This is a genomic window from Dactylosporangium sp. NPDC051541 (assembly GCF_044454505.1).
In the GTDB taxonomy this organism is placed as follows: domain Bacteria; phylum Actinomycetota; class Actinomycetes; order Mycobacteriales; family Micromonosporaceae; genus Dactylosporangium.
In genome coordinates, this window is sequence record NZ_JBITDU010000004.1 from 706,987 (window position 1) to 723,044 (window position 16,058).

At 70.8% G+C, this 16,058-nt stretch carries 18 protein-coding genes; 4 read left to right on the plus strand and 14 right to left on the minus strand.

Going from position 1 to position 16,058, the window contains the following annotated elements; translation table 11 throughout:
• Positions 1–232: 232 nt before the first annotated feature.
• Together ACIA8L_RS22800 and ACIA8L_RS22805 are read right to left on the minus strand one after the other, a co-directional pair.
• Positions 233–1,126, minus strand: a complete 894-nt coding sequence (locus ACIA8L_RS22800) for a class I SAM-dependent methyltransferase (protein WP_395907600.1) — start codon at positions 1,124–1,126, stop codon at positions 233–235.
• A 98-nt stretch (positions 1,127–1,224) separates the two neighbouring features.
• Entirely contained in the window at positions 1,225–1,716 is a 492-nt protein-coding gene (locus ACIA8L_RS22805; RefSeq protein WP_395907602.1) for an SDR family NAD(P)-dependent oxidoreductase, read from the minus strand.
• Positions 1,717–1,860: 144 nt separating this feature from the next.
• Here ACIA8L_RS22805 and ACIA8L_RS22810 point away from each other — a divergent pair, with 144 nt between their 5' ends.
• Positions 1,861–2,094, plus strand: coding sequence for a helix-turn-helix domain-containing protein (locus tag ACIA8L_RS22810; protein ID WP_395907604.1), 234 nt, complete (start codon positions 1,861–1,863; stop codon positions 2,092–2,094).
• Positions 2,091–2,468 (plus strand): hypothetical protein, encoded by a 378-nt coding sequence (locus tag ACIA8L_RS22815; protein WP_395907606.1) that lies wholly within the window; start codon positions 2,091–2,093, stop codon positions 2,466–2,468. Before ACIA8L_RS22810 ends, ACIA8L_RS22815 begins: the two co-directional genes overlap by 4 nt.
• 46 nt (positions 2,469–2,514) lie before the next feature.
• Here the strand turns inward: ACIA8L_RS22815 and ACIA8L_RS22820 are convergent, their stop codons facing one another.
• Positions 2,515–2,910, minus strand: coding sequence for a GntR family transcriptional regulator (locus tag ACIA8L_RS22820; RefSeq protein ID WP_395907608.1), 396 nt, complete (start codon positions 2,908–2,910; stop codon positions 2,515–2,517).
• Between the two features lie 5 nt (positions 2,911–2,915).
• On the minus strand, positions 2,916–3,716 hold the full coding sequence (locus tag ACIA8L_RS22825) for a hypothetical protein (RefSeq protein ID WP_395907610.1): 801 nt from the start codon (positions 3,714–3,716) through the stop codon (positions 2,916–2,918).
• Between the two features lie 95 nt (positions 3,717–3,811).
• On the opposite strand from ACIA8L_RS22825, the gene ACIA8L_RS22830 reads away from it, so the two are divergent.
• Entirely contained in the window at positions 3,812–4,936 is a 1,125-nt protein-coding gene (locus ACIA8L_RS22830) for a serpin family protein (protein ID WP_395907612.1), read from the plus strand.
• An 18-nt stretch (positions 4,937–4,954) separates the two neighbouring features.
• On the opposite strand, the gene ACIA8L_RS22835 is transcribed toward ACIA8L_RS22830, so the two are convergent.
• Positions 4,955–5,665 carry a hypothetical protein gene (locus ACIA8L_RS22835; RefSeq protein WP_395907614.1) on the minus strand — a complete coding sequence of 237 codons (711 nt, stop codon included), beginning with the start codon at positions 5,663–5,665 and terminating at the stop codon, positions 4,955–4,957.
• Between the two features lie 143 nt (positions 5,666–5,808).
• Between ACIA8L_RS22835 and ACIA8L_RS22840 the strand changes: the two genes are divergently transcribed.
• Complete coding sequence (locus tag ACIA8L_RS22840; protein WP_395907616.1) at positions 5,809–7,467, plus strand: beta-1,3-glucanase family protein; 1,659 nt, start codon at positions 5,809–5,811, stop codon at positions 7,465–7,467.
• Here ACIA8L_RS22840 and ACIA8L_RS22845 read toward each other — a convergent pair.
• The 9 genes from ACIA8L_RS22845 to ACIA8L_RS22885 form a co-directional block, all read right to left on the minus strand.
• Complete coding sequence (locus ACIA8L_RS22845) at positions 7,464–8,060, minus strand: hypothetical protein (protein ID WP_395907618.1); 597 nt, start codon at positions 8,058–8,060, stop codon at positions 7,464–7,466. The genes ACIA8L_RS22840 and ACIA8L_RS22845 overlap by 4 nt on opposite strands.
• A gap of 65 nt (positions 8,061–8,125) precedes the next feature.
• A complete protein-coding gene (locus tag ACIA8L_RS22850; RefSeq protein WP_395907620.1) occupies positions 8,126–8,584 on the minus strand; it encodes a hypothetical protein in 459 nt (152 codons plus the stop codon).
• A gap of 14 nt (positions 8,585–8,598) precedes the next feature.
• Positions 8,599–9,315 (minus strand): hypothetical protein, encoded by a 717-nt coding sequence (locus ACIA8L_RS22855; protein WP_395907622.1) that lies wholly within the window; start codon positions 9,313–9,315, stop codon positions 8,599–8,601.
• Between the two features lie 39 nt (positions 9,316–9,354).
• Positions 9,355–10,332 (minus strand): acetylxylan esterase, encoded by a 978-nt coding sequence (locus ACIA8L_RS22860; RefSeq protein WP_395907624.1) that lies wholly within the window; start codon positions 10,330–10,332, stop codon positions 9,355–9,357.
• A 2-nt stretch (positions 10,333–10,334) separates the two neighbouring features.
• A complete protein-coding gene (locus ACIA8L_RS22865) occupies positions 10,335–11,159 on the minus strand; it encodes a carbohydrate ABC transporter permease (protein ID WP_395907626.1) in 825 nt (274 codons plus the stop codon).
• Positions 11,149–12,027 (minus strand): carbohydrate ABC transporter permease, encoded by an 879-nt coding sequence (locus ACIA8L_RS22870; RefSeq protein WP_395907628.1) that lies wholly within the window; start codon positions 12,025–12,027, stop codon positions 11,149–11,151. The genes ACIA8L_RS22865 and ACIA8L_RS22870 overlap by 11 nt, the downstream gene beginning before the upstream one ends.
• Positions 12,024–13,283, minus strand: coding sequence for an ABC transporter substrate-binding protein (locus tag ACIA8L_RS22875; protein WP_395907630.1), 1,260 nt, complete (start codon positions 13,281–13,283; stop codon positions 12,024–12,026). Before ACIA8L_RS22875 ends, ACIA8L_RS22870 begins: the two co-directional genes overlap by 4 nt.
• Before the next feature lie 14 nt (positions 13,284–13,297).
• Entirely contained in the window at positions 13,298–14,893 is a 1,596-nt protein-coding gene (locus ACIA8L_RS22880) for an FAD-dependent oxidoreductase (RefSeq protein WP_395907632.1), read from the minus strand.
• The gene (locus ACIA8L_RS22885) at positions 14,890–15,942 is read right to left on the minus strand and encodes a LacI family DNA-binding transcriptional regulator (RefSeq protein WP_395907634.1); all 1,053 of its coding nucleotides are present in this window, start codon (positions 15,940–15,942) and stop codon (positions 14,890–14,892) included. The genes ACIA8L_RS22880 and ACIA8L_RS22885 overlap by 4 nt, the downstream gene beginning before the upstream one ends.
• Positions 15,943–16,058 lie beyond the last annotated feature (116 nt).

Here is a 16,058-nt window from a genome sequence, read left to right on the forward strand (position 1 = left end):
GCGGAAGCGCCGGCCGACGCCGCCGACAGCTACCGGCGCGCCGCACAGGTGGCCGGTCGCCCCCGAGCGCAGGCGGTGCCAGACGGCCCCTTCAAACCAACCGCCCTCGCCCTCGCCTGAGCGCGATACGGGGTGAGCCGGACCGAGTTTCCCGCGCGTCGTCGACGGCCAGCAGTTGCGCGTCGGCCGCGAGCCACACCACCACCACCGCCGGGCGCCGTCGGGCATCGGCTCAACTGGGCCGGGCGAAGTGCCAGATGATCGTGGACGGCACCGCCCAGGCCGCCCGACTCGCCTCCGGGATCAGCTCCAGCAGCGACCACGGCCAGTCCGCCCAGTCCCCGACCTGGTACTCGGCGGGCGGCGGTGGTGGCGGCGACTGGTCGTAGGAGCCACCCGGCTCCTCACAGCGGCGCACCTGCAGCCCCGCCGCCAGCGCGGCCCGCACGTAGTCCCCGGGCCGGTGCCGGTAGCTGGTGGTGAGGCCGGGTTCGCCGTCCGGCCCGAGAGCGTGCGGCACCGAGCCGCGGACCACGATCTCGCAGTGGGCTTCGGAGATGACCACGCTGCCGCCGGGCCGCAGCACCCGAGCGAACTCGGCCAGCACCGGACCGAGGTCCGGCAGGTGGGTCAGGGCAAGGGCGGAGACGACGAGGTCGACGCTGCGGTCGGGCAGCGGCAGCGTGCGTATGTCAGCTTCCCTGAAATCGCCGGACGGTACCCGCTGGCGTGCCCGTTCCAGCATGTCCGGCGAGCTGTCCACGCCGATCACCCGGTGGCCCCGCCCGGCCAGGTACTCGGCATACCGGCCGGTACCGCAGCACGCATCGAGCGCCTCACCCGGCGGGAGCGCGTCGATGATCTCGTGCATCACCGGCTCGTCGAAGTCGAACAGGCTGTTGCGGGGCGTGTCGTAGCCGGCCGCCCACTGGGCATACCCGGTGCGCGTGTCATTCCGGGCCACCAGCACCCCGTCGTGCCCGGCGAGCGCCTCGGCGTCCAGCAGCTTCTGGACCTCGGCCAGCCGGCGCCGTACGAACCCCTCGTCGAAGTCGCCGCCCCAGGCGCGTAGCAGCGCCAGTCCCTCCAGGCCGAGCAGGTACGCCAGCGGGTTCTGGTAAATCATGCCGCGACGGTACGGGTGCCCGACGCGTCGCTCCATCTATTTACCGGCCCTGACCTCGGCTCCTGTGCGGCATGTGGCCCGAGAGCACCCCTCGAGGGCTACGACCACGTTATCTCGCCGGCGCGGTCGACGAAGCGGCCGGACCGGTGCCCCGGTCCCTCGGTCGCGAGTCGCACGATGGCGTCGGTGCCTTCGGTGACGTTGATGATGACCGGGTCGGCCGAGCGTCGCAGGAGCGGGAGGAAGGCCGTGGTGGTTCGCACCACGCCGACGACGTTGACGTCGAGCACGGTCGCGATGTCGGTGCCGGCCAAGCCGCTCGGGTCACCGTGCGGTCCGTGAACGCCGGCGTTGTTGATCAACACGTCGATGACGCGTTCGTGTTGCTCGATGTCGGCCGCCGCCGTCGTGACGGATACGTCGTCGGTAACGTCTATCTGGACGAAGCGGGCACCGAGTGCAGCGGCCGCTGCGGTGCCGGCCCTCACATCCCGGGCGCCCAGGAGCACAGCGTGGCCCTGTTCGATGAGGCGACGGGCAGTCTCGTAGCCGAGGCCCTTGTTGGCTCCGGTGATGAAGGTGATCGTCATGCGCCCATCGTTTGCCCGCGCCGTGGCGTGCGCCAGAGAAGGCGCGACGGTAGGAAAACGACTACCACCCCGGGTCGCCTGGTAGCGAGAGGCAATCGGCTTCATGACCACGCACCGCACCGAGCTCGGGCCTACGCTGCGCGCGTGGCGCGACCGGCTCACCCGGCCGCAGTAGGACTGCCGAGTGGCCGAGCGCGCCGTGCGAAAGGGCTGCGCCGGGAGGAGCTGGCCGAGCTCGCCGGGGTCTCGGTCGACTACGTCGTCCGTCTGGAGCAGGGACGGTTCCGCACGCCCTCGGCGCAGGTGGTCGCCGCGCTCGCTCGAACCCTGCAACTGGGCGATCCGGAACGCGATCACCTGTGTCGCAGTGGCCCGTGACGTCGTTCGCCCGCGACACTGTCGACGCCGCCATCGTGTCCGACCTGCGCCGTGCGACCGGACGCTTCCCGAACAGCGCAAGGTTGACCAGTCTCATCCGCACACTCACCGCGGGCAATCAACGCTTCGCCGAGTTGTGGGCCGGCGGTGCGGTCGGTGCACATCGCGAAGACCACAAGATCGTCGAGCACCCGATGGTCGGGCCGATCGAAGTGGATTGTGACGTCATGACCGACGGCGACGCCGAACTCAAGATTGTGATCCTCAGCGCGGCTCCCGACACCGGCGACGAGACCAAACTGCGGCTGGCCCTCCTGTCCGGTGTCGCCGCCTCCGCGCCCGGGCCACGCGAACAGGCCAACCATCCCGCGTAGCGCCCGTATGCCGGACGCACTGCGGGAGGATGTCGGGCGTCGGCCGTCAGGCCGGCTTCGGGGGGCGGGTGGCCGGGGAGATGGCCATGCCCCTGGTCAAGGCGGCGGTGACGATGCGGATGGCCTCGTTGGCGTCTATGCCCACGCTGGCTATCACGGCGGCGTAGTCGGCGGCGGCTTGGGCGGCTCGTGCGCGGGCCTGTTCGCCGGTGGCGGAGACGTAGGAGCCGGCGGCGCCGCGGGTTTCGATCATGGTGGCTTCCTCCAGCTCGCGGTAGGCGCGGCCCACGGTGTTGACGGCCAGGCCCAGGTCGGCGGCGAGGCGGCGGATCGTCGGCAGGCGGGTGCCCACGGGCAGGGTGTGGTCCTGGATCTGGGCGGCCAGCTGGGCGCGGAGTTGTTCGAACGGGGGGACGGGCGAGGTCGCGTCGATGACGATCATGCGGTTCACGGTGCGCTCGTCACGTGGCGGGCGACCATGGCGCTGCGTTCGGTGCGGGCCTCGATCAGGGCGTGGGCCACGGCGCTCAGGACGATGAAGACCAGCCAGGCCGCGTGCCACCAGCCGAACGTGGTGCTGAACACCGACACCACCGGCAGTGACCACACCGACCACACCGCCATCGGGGCGGCGCCGGCCCGGGCGTCGTCGACGCGCATGAGGACGTCGACGGTCAGGGAGGCCTCGTCGTCGGCCACGACCGGGTGCGTCAGCACGTGGCGCAGCTGGACGAGCGCGCCGACCGCCAGGCCGCCCAGCCCGATGAGGAGGATGACCGCCGCGTAGCGCGCCAGCGGGTCGTCCTGGGTCAGGGTGCCGGCCGCCAGGACCGCCGCGCCCGCGAACGTGATGACCGCGAACGCGGCCCGCGGCGGGCCGAGGACCGTGCGCCAGCCGAGCCGGACCGGGTGGGTGGCCCGGCGGGGCAGTGTCGCCGCGGCGCGCCGGTCGACCCGGCGGACCCACAGGTCCAGCCGCGACTGGGTCAGCACCAGGCCGGCCACCAGCGCCGTCAGCACCAGCAGCAGCCAGCGCCGGTGCCCGGAGCCGGCGACCATCCCGCCGGTGTAGGTGAGGGCGACCGCGATGATGAACGCGGCCAGCAGGATCGATGCGGCCAGCCGGGTCCGGCGCCGGACCGCGAGCCGGGTCGCCAGCAGCGGGGTCGGCCGGACGTCGGCCAGGCCGTGCCCGGCCAGCCAGGCGCCGGCCCGCTCCAGGTCCGCCGGCCGGGAATCGTTCGCCATGACGCCTCCCTTGTCTCAAGTCTTGTCTCAATAGAATGCGTCAAGGTCTGCGACAAGTCAATCCGCCCACGACGCCAGGGCACTAGGCTTCGGGTATGACGACCGCCAACGCCAATGCGCTCACCGCTCGTTGGGCGTCCACGCTGGACGGCGATGCGACAGTGCTGTCCGGGGCCGGGGTGTACGTGCTGCTGGCCCTGCTCGCGCCGTTCGCCGCCGGGCCGGCCCGGGAGGAGCTGCTGGCCGTCGCGCCGGCGCCCCTGGCACTGCCGGAGTCGCCGACGACGCGGATGGCGACGGCCGTCTGGTCGCGCTCGGAGGTCCCGCTGACCGACGAGTTCACGGCGGCGGTCCCGGAGGAGCTGCGCGGGAAGCTGACCGGGGACCCCGAGGTCGACCAGCCGGAGCTCGACGCCTGGGCGTCGGCGCAGACCGAGGGGGAGATCCCGCGGATGCCGGTCACGGTCGACACCGACACGCTCATGGTGCTGGCCGGCGCGCTGCTCGTGCGGACGGCGTGGGCCGAGCGGTTCGAGGACGGGGTGCAGCGGCCGCCGGGTGGGCCCTGGGCCGGGCGGGAGCTGGCGGGGCTGCATCGACGCGGGCGGGGCGCGGAGGCGCTGCGGGCGCTGCGGGTCGTGGACAGCACGGACGGGCCGCTCACCCTGCTGACGGTGGCCGGGGACGAGGACGTCGACGTCGTGCTCGCGCTCGGCGCCGCGGACTCGCCGGCGGCGGCCGTGCTGCCGGCCGCGATCGCCGGGCTCCACAGCGACCAGAGCCTGGCGGTCGGCAGTGGGCCCGGGGTCAGCGTGCGGGTGGTCGAGGCCGTCGACGATGTGCCGGAGCTGGCCGTCAGTACCGTCCGGTTCCGGGTCGAGGCCAAGCACGATCTGCTGGCGCACGCGCCCGTGTTCGGGCTTCAGGCCGCGACCGACGCCAGCGTCGGGCACTTCCCCGGGATGAGCCCGGTGCCGCTCGCGGTGTCACAGGCGCGGCAGGACGCGGTCGCGGAGTTCACCGGCACCGGGTTCAAGGCGGCGGCGGTCACCGGGATCGCTATGCGGCTGGCGGGGGCGTTCTTTCCGCAGCTCGATCACCGCAAGGAGGTCACCAGCGTGGTGTTCGACCGGCCGTTCGGGTTCCTCGCGGTGCATCGGCCGACCGGGCTGGTGCTCGTCGCGGGGTGGGTCGCCGAGCCCCAGCCGTTCCGGGCCTGAACGAGGGCGGCCGACCGCTCAGGCCATCACGTCCAGGTCGAGGACGGCCACCTCGTCCGGGCCGATCAGCACGACGGTGCCGACCTCATCCTCGAGATCCTCGTCCCACCGCACGGGCAGGAATCCGGTGCCGTGCAGTTCGGTCGGGCGGATGCGCTCGAAGAGGACGTCCAGGAGGTCGTCGGTCAGGTAGCGGGCGATGTGGTCGTCCGGCAGCTGCGGGTACTCCCCCTCGTTGTTCCAGTCCTCGCCCAGGTCGTTGAGGCCGAGGCGGGCCGCGTTCATCAGCGCGGTGCGCAGGTCGGCCGGGGTGATCCGGGTGAACTCCGGCTCGTCGCCCGCCTCCGGCGCCTCCTCGCGGGTCCGCGCCCAGAGCGCGGCCGGGTCGGTGCCGTTCGCGCGGGGGCCCACGAACACGCGGTAGATGACCGGCGTGTTGTTGTTGACCCAGAGCATGTCGCTGAGCAGGGTCATGACGCAGGAGAGGCGGCCGTCCACCGAGAGCGCCGCCGGGGCCGCGGCCGGTTCCCGGCTCGGCTGCGCGTCCTGGCCCTCGAGCCGGCTCTGGACGTACCCCCGCAGCGCCTGGCTCTTGGGGCTTGTCATCGGGAGGCCCTCGAGGAGCCGCTGCGCGGCGAGGACGGCCAGCTGCCGGTCATTCGGGCGCGGGCCCGAGAAGGGCAGAGTCTGGGGGTACGCGTAGTCGGTGTACGCGGTCAGTCGGTCCACGGCATGATCCAATCACGCGCGCACCACCTCCATTGACAACAATCTTTACCGATCGATATGGTGAGAGCGCTCTCAAGGCTTCGCCCCGCCCTCATTACCCAGGCCCTGAGAGCGCTCTCCCATGACCTCTGGAGGACACCGCCATGCTCCTCAGCAGAAGGGTGCTCGGGCTGCTCGGCGCGCTGGCACTCGCCGGCCCGGCCGCGGCTGTCGTGTCGGCCCCCGCCGCGCACGCGATCGGCCCGACCCTGCTCCCCGTCACCGTCACCAACAGCACCGGCCGCGGCGACGCCGTCTACCTGTACGTGCTGGGCGTGCAGCTCAGCAGCGGCCGCCTCGGCTACGTCAACTCCGCCGGCACGTTCACGGCCTGGAGCGGCGGGCAGATCCCGCCCTCACCCGCTCCGGACGTCTCGATCGCCGGCGCCGCCAACGGAGGCTCGACCACGCTGCGGTTCCCGCGCGGCTTCTCCGGCCGGGTGTACTTCTCCCTGGGCGAGAAACTCAAGTTCTTCCTGACCCCGGACGGGCTCGTGCAGCCCGCGCCCTGGGCGGCCGGCGACCCCAACCAGAACATCCTGTTCGACTGGAGCGAGTTCACCTACAACGACGCCGGCCTGTGGATCAACAGCTCGCAGGTCGACATGTTCGCGGTGCCGCACGCCGTGACCGTCACCGGGGCCAGCGGCGCCACCCAACGCACCGGCGACCTGGTCAACGACGGCCGCAACGCGGTCATCAACGGGGTCAAGGGCCAGGCCGGCTGGGCCAACAGCGTGTACACCCGCTCGGACGGCACCGTCCTGCGCGTCCTGTCGCCGGGCAAGGCCATCGGCGCCGGCCAGGTCAGCTCGACCGTCCTGGACTCGTACATCACGTCGGCGTGGAACGCGTACACCTCCAAGACCCTGACGGTGGTGCCGTTCGCGGACCAGCCGAACACGAAGTACTTCGGCCGCACGTCGGGTAACACGATGACGTTCACGAACACGTCGGGCGCGGTCGTCACCTCGTTCCAGAAGCCCAGCAGCGCCGACGTGTTCGGGTGCGCGGGCAACCTGCCGGCCCCGAACGACAACGTGGTCGGCCCGATCTCACGGACGCTGTGCGCGGCGCTGAACCGGGGCACCCTCGGCACCGTCGACACCCAGCCGGACCTGAACTCGGCCGGCTTCTACAAGAACAACCCGACCAACCAGTACGCCCGGATCATCCACGCGAACATGGCCGACGGGCGCGCCTACGCGTTCCCGTTCGACGACGTCGGGCACTTCGAGTCCCTCGTCACCGACAACGACCCGCGCTCGGCCGCCATCATCCTGAGCCCGTTCGGGGCCGGCGGCGGTGGCCCGGGGACCGGCCCCATCTCCTCCACCACGTGGTACAGCACCGTCAACAAGACCAGCAACAAGTGTGTCGACGCCCGCTCGTCCGGCACCGCGAACGGGACCGCGATCCAGCAGTACACGTGCAACAACAGCTTCGCGCAGCAGTACCAGTTCGCGCCGACGAGCAGCGGCTACGTGCGCATCAACAATCGCAACAACCCGGCCCAGGTGCTCGACGTCGACGCGGTGTCCACAGCGGACGGTGCGGTCATCCACCTGTGGGCGTACGGCGGCGGCAACAACCAGCAGTGGCTGCCCGTCTCCGAGGGCGGCGGCTACTACCACTTCGTGAGCCGCAACAGCGGCAAGTGCCTGGACGTCCCGAGCGCGTCGACGGCCGACAGCGTGCAGCTGCAGCAGTGGACGTGCAACGGCTCGGGCGCCCAGTCGTTCCGGCTGACCGCGCAGTCCTAATCTCGTTCCGCGAATCGGTGCTCTGGGGTGCGGGTCAGGCCCCAGAGCACCGAACCGTACAGCGCGAGGCCCGAGCCGACGCCGGAGACGAGCCCGACCGCCGCGCCGGAGCCGCCCGCCGCGTAGACGATGAACCCCGCGATCGCCAGCACCGTCATCACCGAGGCGAGCCAGTGGTACATCTGCGCGTGCCACACGTAGCCGAGGCCGTAGAAGTGCAGGCCGACGATCAGCGCGACCCAGGCCACGGAGACCTCGGTCCGGTGCAGCACCCCGTTGATGACGAACAGCCCGCCGAACAGCGCGACGGCTTCCACGGCGACGACGATCCAGTAGCCGCGGCCCATGGCCTGCCGCGCCGATACGGGCTCCGGGCCGCCCGCCGGGGCCGACGCCGCCGCCGACCGCGCCCGGAAGGTGGCGATGATGAGCGCCACCGCGGCGAGGGCGGCGCCGACGCGGAGGATCTGCGGCCACGGATCGGCCAGCCCGCCACAGTTGCCGGCGATGAACCCGGTGCCGAAGCCCGTGGCGATGATGGAACCGATCACATACCCAGGCAGGCGGCGCTGCGCAGTTTCCCCGTTGGTCACGGTCGGACCGTATCAGGATCTTATACTTTCCGATGTCCGGGGCGGCGCCGCCCGACAAGGCCGCGCTAACAGGAGCCGAGCGTGGCCTCCGGCCGCAGCGTTCCCGGGTCGAAGCGGATGGTCCGCTCGTCGCCGTTGTAGTTACGGGCCACGATGCTGTCCGGCCGGACGGTGACAGCGACGATGGTCAGGCCGTCGTCGTCGTCGGTGCAGCCGAACGACACCATGTCCCGGCTCAGCGTGGCCCCGGCCGGCCGGAGGACCACCTCGGTCACCGGCCCGAACCGGCCCGGCGCATTGATCCGGTAGACGGCCGCCTCGATCCGGCCGTCGTCGGAGCGGAAGGTCGCCCGCTGGTCGCCCCGGTGCGGGGCGGGCGGTGGACCCTCGTCCCGGTCGGTGAGGACGACGACCGCCGCCATCACGGCCGCGACGAGCGTCAGGCCGGCCACGACCAGCGCGGCGCCGGTTCGGCGCACCCGGCGCTCCCCGCGGTCCGAAGGATCAGCGTGCAGCCAGGCCATCCACCCCACCCCGCTCAGGCCGTGCCGCAGGACTTGTGATCGGCCGGCACCGTGACGTCGAGCTCGGACTGCAAGGAGCTGATCTTCAGCGCGAACGCGACGCCGTTGCACTGGTACCGCGCGGCGAGGCCGGTCGGCGCCAGGTGGACGTTGGTCTCCAGCCACTGCGCCAGGCCGCTGAACGCCGGATCGTTGCCGGGCAACGCGGAGGCGCCACACAGGTTCAGGAACCTGAGGTACTCGTCGGTCAGCGGGGTCGTGCCGGTCGAGTTGACCTCGCACGTAACCGCGTACACAACCTGGTGGGCGTGCTCGACCGTGACCCGCAGGGCGGCGGTCCCGTTCAGCGAGATGTTCGTGGTGTTCTTGCCCGAGGTGTCGCGCCAGGTGGAGTCCCCGCCCGCCAGCTGGGCCTCCATCAGCTGGTCCAGGCCGACCGGCAGGCGGCGGTCCGGGTCGCAGCCGTACTCGTACAGGTCCAGGCAGGTCGAGTGCTGCGGGCGCGGCGCGGCGTCCTCGGCCGCCCGCCGCGCCTCGGCCTGCTGCCCGGAATACACCTGCACGCCGATGAAGACCCCGGCCACGGCGAGCACCAGGAACGCGACGGCCCCGGCGACGAGCAGGATCGGAAACGGCCGCCCGGCCGGCGGCAGCGGCTCGTCGTCGAGGTCGTCCGGGTCGTCGATGTCGTCGTCGTGATCGCCGTTCTCGGTGAGCTCCGGTTCAGCCACGGTGCAGTTCATACCACGGCCGTGAACTCCTCGATGTCCCTACGGGTGGAGGAGGTCGGCGAAGAAGCGGAGGCGTTCGGCGTGCTGGACGGTTTCGCCGCCCTCGTGGGCGTTGAAGGGGTAGACCTCGATGCGTTTCGGGCCGGCGTAGTTGTGGTAGGCGCCGAAGACCGTGGACGGGGGGCAGGTGGTGTCCATCAGGGCGGCGCTGAACAGGGCGGGGGCCGTGGCGCGTTTGGCGAAGTTGACGCCGTCGAAGTGGCTCAGGGTGTTGAAGACCGTGGCGACCCGGTCGCGGTGGACCTTCAGGTAGCCGGCCACCTCCAGGTATGGGCCCATCGCGGCTCGCTCGGCGCCCCGGCGCATGTCGCACAGGAACGGGACATCCGCTGACACCGCGGCCAGGTCCGGGACCAGGCCGGCCACCGCGAGGGCCAGGCCGCCGCCCTGGCTCACGCCGGCCACCGCCACCCGCGCCGGGTCGACCAGCTCGTGCGACCGGGCGGTGTGCACGGCTCGGACCGCGTCCTCGATGACGCGGCGGTAGAAGTGTCTGGCCGGGTCCAGGATGCCTCTGGTCATGAAGCCCGGGTGCTGGGGGCCGGTGCCTTCCGGTTCGTGGTCCTCGGTGTCGCCCCGGCGCCAGCCGCTGCCTTGGCCGCGGACGTCGATGAAGAGGTGCGCGTAGCCGGCGCTGGCGTAGAGGAGGCAGTCCTCGGGGAGGCCGCGGCCGCCGTTGTAGCCGGGGAACTCGACCACGCACGGCAGGGGCCCGTCGGCCCCGGCCGGCGTGACGAACCAGCCGCGGACCGGTTGCTCCGCGTGGCCGGGGAAGCTCACGTCGTACACCCGCAGCGTTTTGAGGCTTGTCGCGACCTCCGCGAAAGACGTCTCCGCGAAAGACGCCTCCCCGGAGGAGGCGGTGACTCCGGACCAGAACTCGTCGAAGCCCGGGGGGTCCAAGGCCGTGCTGCGGTAGGCGTGGCACTCGTCGAGGGTCAGGTCGGAGAGCGGCATATTCAGCCTTTCAGGCCGGTGTGGGCCAGGCCTTCGATGAACTGGCGCTGGGCGATGACGAAGACGACCAGGACCGGGATCGCGGTCATCGTCGCCGCCGACAACTGTACGTTCCAGGCCGGGCCGCCGTAGGCGTCGACGAACTGGGTGAGCGCCTGCGGGAGCGTGAACTTCGAGGGCGTGGACAGGAACACGATCGGCTCGAGGTACAGGTTCCAGCTGTGCAGGAACGTGAAGATGGAGACGGCGCCGAGGGCCGGGCGGGCCAAGGGCAGGGCGATCCGGCGGAACAGGCCGAAGCGGCCCAGGCCGTCGATGCGGCCGGCCTCCTCGAGCTCCGGCGGCAGCGTGATGAAGAACTGCCGCATGATGAACGTCGCCAGCACGCTCGGCGCACCGAAGATCGGCACGAGGATCAGCGGCCAGTGTGTGTCGATCATGTGCCAGCGCTGGAACAGCTGGAACAGCGGCACGATCGTCACCTCGCTCGGCACCAGCAGGCCGGTGAGGACCAGCAGGAACAGCGCGTTCTGACCGCGGAAGCGGATGCGGGCGAACGCGTAGCCGGCCAGGGACGACACGACGAGCGTGCCGAGCGTGCACACGATGGCGATGTACATGCTGTTCCAGTACTGCTGCGCGAACGGCTGGGCCTCGAAAACCTGCCGATACGCCGAGAAATCGGTTCTGAATGGGATCAGCGACGGCGGAAACTTGAAGACGTCGCCCAGAGGCTTCACCGAAGACGTGGCCATCCACCACGTGGGGAACACGAACGGGATGGCCAGCACGCACAACAGGCCGTACAACCAAAGCTTACGACTCATGGAACACCCATCGCTTGCGCAGCTGCCACTGCACGGTGGTGAGGATCAGGACGATGGCGAACAGCACCAGCGAGAGCGTGGCGCCGTACCCGAAGTGGTGGAACTGGAACGCCTGCTGATACAGGTAGTAGACGAGCACCGTCGTCGACGTGCCCGGCCCGCCCTGGGTCAGCACGGCGATCTGCGCGAACACCTGCAGCGACCCGACCACGGTGATGATGGACGTGAGCAGGATCGTCGGGCTGATCATCGGCAGCGTGATGCTGCGGAACGTCCGCCACGCGCTCGCACCGTCGAGCCGGGCCGCCTCGTAGAGCCCGGACGGCACGCCCTGCAGCGCGGCCAGGAACAGCACCATGTTGAGCCCGACGTTCTTCACGACCTGCACCACGACGACCGAGATCATCGCTGTGGTCTCGCCGCGCAGCCAGTTGAGGCCGTGGACGCCGACGCTGTCGAGGATGCCGTTGACGCCGCCGTTGTCCTGCAGCAGGAACCCCCACACGATCGTCCAGGCGACCATGGACACGACGACCGGCGAGAAGAACAGTGTGCGAAACACGATGGTGCCGCGCAGCTTCTGGTTGAGCAGCACGGCCAGCAGCAGGGCCAGGCTCAGGTTGAGCACGAGCAGGCCGGCGGAGAACAGGCCGGTGGCGGCGAGCACCTTCGGCAGGTTCGGGTCGTCGGCCAGCTGCCGGTAGTTGTCCCCGCCGACGAAGTTGAACTCGTCGGCGAGGACGTTCCACTCGTGCAGGCTGTACCAGGCGACCATCACCAGCGGGAACAGCACGAACACGACCGTGCCGGCCAGCTGGGGCAGGATGAACAGGTATCCGGCCAGGTCTTCCCGGCGTTGCCGATTCATTTCGCGAGCAACCCCGAAAGACCACCGCACACGTTGTCCAGCACGGACTTGACGTTGGCGTCGGGCTTCCACAACGGATCGAGGGAGGCGCGGACGTTCTGGGCGATCTCGGCCGAGCCGGTGTGGCTGGGCTTGACCACGCCGGTGGAGATGCCGTCGATGACGACCGACTGCAGCTGGGCCGGCTTGAGCAGCGGGTTGGTCTTGGCCATCGTCTCGGCGTTGAGCTGGCTCTTGCGGGCCGGCGGGAAGTACTGCGCGAGCTTGGCGCTGTTGGCCGCGTTGGTGAAGAACGCCAGGAAGTCCGCGGCCGTGCCGGCGTGCTTGGACTTCTTCAGCACCCCGAGCCCGGCCTGCCCGACCACGGAGTACTTCCCCTTCGGCCCGGCCGGCAGCGGCACCAGGTCCCAGCCGAACTTCGCGTCCTTGAGCAGCGAGGCCCGCGAGATCTGGGTGACGGTCATCGCGGACTGCCCGGTGAAGAAGTCGGCGGCCACGCCCGGCCCCGGCATCGCCTTGTCCGTGAACACGGCTTTGTGCAGCGCCGTCATCGCGTCGAGCATCTCCGGCTTGTTGAAGCCGCAGGTCTTGCCGTCGGCGCTCCAGGCCTGTGCGCCCCAGCCGGTCCAGACCGTGGACAGGTTGCCCCACGTCTTGTAGTCGAAGTCGCGCACGACGATCCCGGCCGTGCCGGTCTTCGCGTTGACGGCCGCGCCCTCGGCGAACGCCTTGTCCCACGTCCACGTGCCGGCGGTGACGAGGTCGGCGGGATTGTCCTGGCCGGCCTGCTTGAGCAGATCCGTGTTGACGAACATGCCGAAGGGCGAGGTCGAGAAGGGGTACGCGTACAGCTTGCCCCCGTTCTGCCACAGCTTGGTCGCGGCCGGGGCCAGGTCGTCGGGCCGGTCGAGGTTCTCCAGGGGCACCAGGGCCCCGGAGCCGACGAAGTCCGGCGCCGACTCCTCCAGGACCCAGGCCAGGTCCGGCCCGTTGCCACCGGCGATCTGGGTCGTGAGCGTGGTCGTGTACTGCTCGAACGGCAGCGGGTCGAACTTGACGCTGACGTTCGGGTGCCCGCTCTTGTACTCGGCGGCGATGTCGTTGAACAGTTTCAGGTGGGCCTCGTTGGCCGACCAGATCGTCATGCGCAGCTCGACGGGTCCGGTCTCAACGGCGGCGGGGGTACTGCCACCGCTGTCACCACAGGCGGCGAGCCCCAGCAGTGACAGGGCGACTAAAGCGACACGAATCTTCATGACAGGTCCTCTTGTTAATAGCCCGCGACGTCGGGCCACTGCCGTTCGACGCCGTCGCGGTCCAGGCGGGCTTGAAAGTCGGCGAGCAACTCAGGGGTGTTGCGGACCGCACGCGGGGTGACCGCGCGGTCCAGGCAGAACGCGGCGAGGGCGCCGGCGGCTTCCCCCGCGTTCCACTCGACGGGGTGCAGGCGGTAGGCGCCGTTGGTGATGTGGGTGGTGCCGATGTTCTTGCCGGCGGGCAGGAGGTTCTCCATCCGGCGCGGGATGAGCGCGCCGAGCGGGATCTGGAACGGGGAGCAGCCGACGTCGATGTAGTGGTCGCCGCCGGTGGACGGGTGCAGGTCGATGCGGTACATCCCGACGCCGACGGAGTCGTGGTAGGCCACGGCGCCCTTGTCCCCGCGCACGGCCAGGGCCAGGTCCTGCTCCACGACCGTGTACTCGGCCCGGATCCGCCGGGACTCGCGGATGTAGGGCGCCTGGGCCAGGCCGTCGGCGCTGCCGGTGACGTCGCCGCGCAGCCGCAGGCCGGGAAAGCCGGTGCCGCCGTCCGGGCGCGGGGCCTCGGTCTGCAGCCAGTACAGCACCGAGCGGGCCTGCTCCCGGGCCGCGGCCAGGTGCGCGGCCGGGTCGGGGACGTCGATGACGGGGTGCTCGAAGTAGTCGAGCATCGGCCAGTTCACCAGGCAGATGTCGCTGGCGTAGGCGCCCGGCGTGAACAGGTCGCGGGCGGCGATGCGCCGGAACGTCCAGAGGTTGTCGTCGCCCGGGTTGCGGCGCTGGTCGGCGTCGACGGCGAGGGGGTCGTCGCCCGGGTTGGGCGCGAACAGCCGCTCGGTCGGCTGGAGCGTCCGCGGGCTCGGCGCGCGGAACGACAGCAGCGGGCCGCCCCAGAACGGCGGGGTGTAGTCGCGCCAGAAGCCGTACCGTTCGGGCCGGTCGATGGTGTGGTCGCCGTCGACGTGGTCGACCGCGAAACACACCGAGACGGCCTGCATGTTGGCCGGCTGGGCGGTCGCGGGCGCGCTCGGCTCGCCGGTGTCGGCCTGCGACTCGAAGCCGGTGACATACTCGGTGCCGGTCAGCGGCAGCAGCTCGCCGGTCTCGGTCGCGTCGAGCACGTAGGCGGCCGTGACGGTCACGGTGTCGCCCGTGTCGCGCTGCCGGAGCGTCACCGCCGTGACCCGATCCCCGTCGGTGCCGGCCGCCGTGGGCACATAGGGCTGCAAAACCTGGAGAAGACCGCTGCTCCGGTACGGCATGAGCGCCGACTCCAGCACCGCGACGGCGACGCGCGGCTCGTGACAGAGCCGGCTCACGTGCCCCGCGCCCGGGTTGAGATCGGGCCAGGCCCGGGCCGCGGCCGTCAGCGGATAGTGCCGGCGGTAGTAGTCGCGGATCCCGGTGCGCAACGCCCGGTAGCTCGCGGTGACGCCGAACTGCTCGACCCACGAGTGCTCGTCCGGCGGCACCGCCTGGCTGGTGAGCTGGCCGCCGAGCCAGTCGAACTCCTCGGTGAGGACGACGGACCGCCCCGCCCGCAGCGCGGCGAGCGCCGCGGCGACCCCGCCGAGCCCTCCGCCGACGATCAGGACATCAGTGTTCATGGTTCGACTTTCTTGAGTGTGGTGCCGGGGATGAGCTCGCAGGGCAGCAGGCGCTGGATCTCGGTCTGCGCGCCGTCGATGAGGGCGGTCAGCACCTCCAAGGCCTGAGCGCCCATCTCCCGCCGCGGGATCTCGAACCCGGTGAACCGCACGTCGCCGGGGTCCTTCACCTGCCGCGTCGGCTGGCCGAGCGTGACGATCGATATGTCGGGCGCTGCGCGCCACGCTCCGCTCGACATATCGGATTTTTCGCCTGTCAGGTCATATGTCGTATTTGCGAGCAATGCCACCCCATCGCTGTGCTCCTCCGCGAACACCACCGTGGCCCCCGTGGCCAGCACGGCGTCGAGGTCGTCGGCCGGGAGATGCAGCCCAATGACACCGGCGGCGGCCACCGCGCGATCGAACCCCGACTTGCGGTCGGCGTGCGACTCGGGACCCTCGCCCTGCCCGAGGTACAAGAGCCGCGTGTGTCCTAAAGCGACAGCACGCCGAACAAGGGAGGCCGTCGCCCCTGCGTAGTCGGCGCCGACATAGGGGACCGGGCCGCCGGCATCGTCGCGGCGGCCGACCGAGACGAACGGGAACCCGTCCGCCACCAGCCGGGCCAGCTCACCCCGGTCCAGCGAACGACCGAGCAGGACGCAGCCGTCGGCCAGCCGCAGCCGGTTGCCCTCGTGGAAGATCCGGCGGCGGCCGTCGACGACCGGGGCGCTGGTCAGCAGGAGCAGGTCGCTGCCAAGAGCCTCGGCCCGCTCCTCGATGCCGACCAGGAACGGGTGGTAGAAGTCGCTGTTGCCGGCCGGGAACACCGCCTCGTACGTGAACACGCCGATGATCCGGTTGTCGCGGGCGGCGAGGCGGCGGGCGATCGGGTCGGCGACGTAGCCGCTGTCCCGGATGGCCTGCAGCACCCGCTCGCGGGTCTCCGGCGCGATCCGGACGTCGCCGTCCGAGCGCCCGTTGAGCACGAGCGACACGGTGGCCTGGCTGACGCCGGTCATGCGGGCGATGTCCCGCTGGGTCAGCCGCCGGGGTGTCGGTGGCACCAGTCCCGTCCTCTCCGCTGCTAATGCGCATTACCACTTGATGGTTGGCCATCCTGAACCCGTCGGCGCCGATCCGTCAAGGGGCAGTACCAAATGATAATTCGTATTAGCACCTT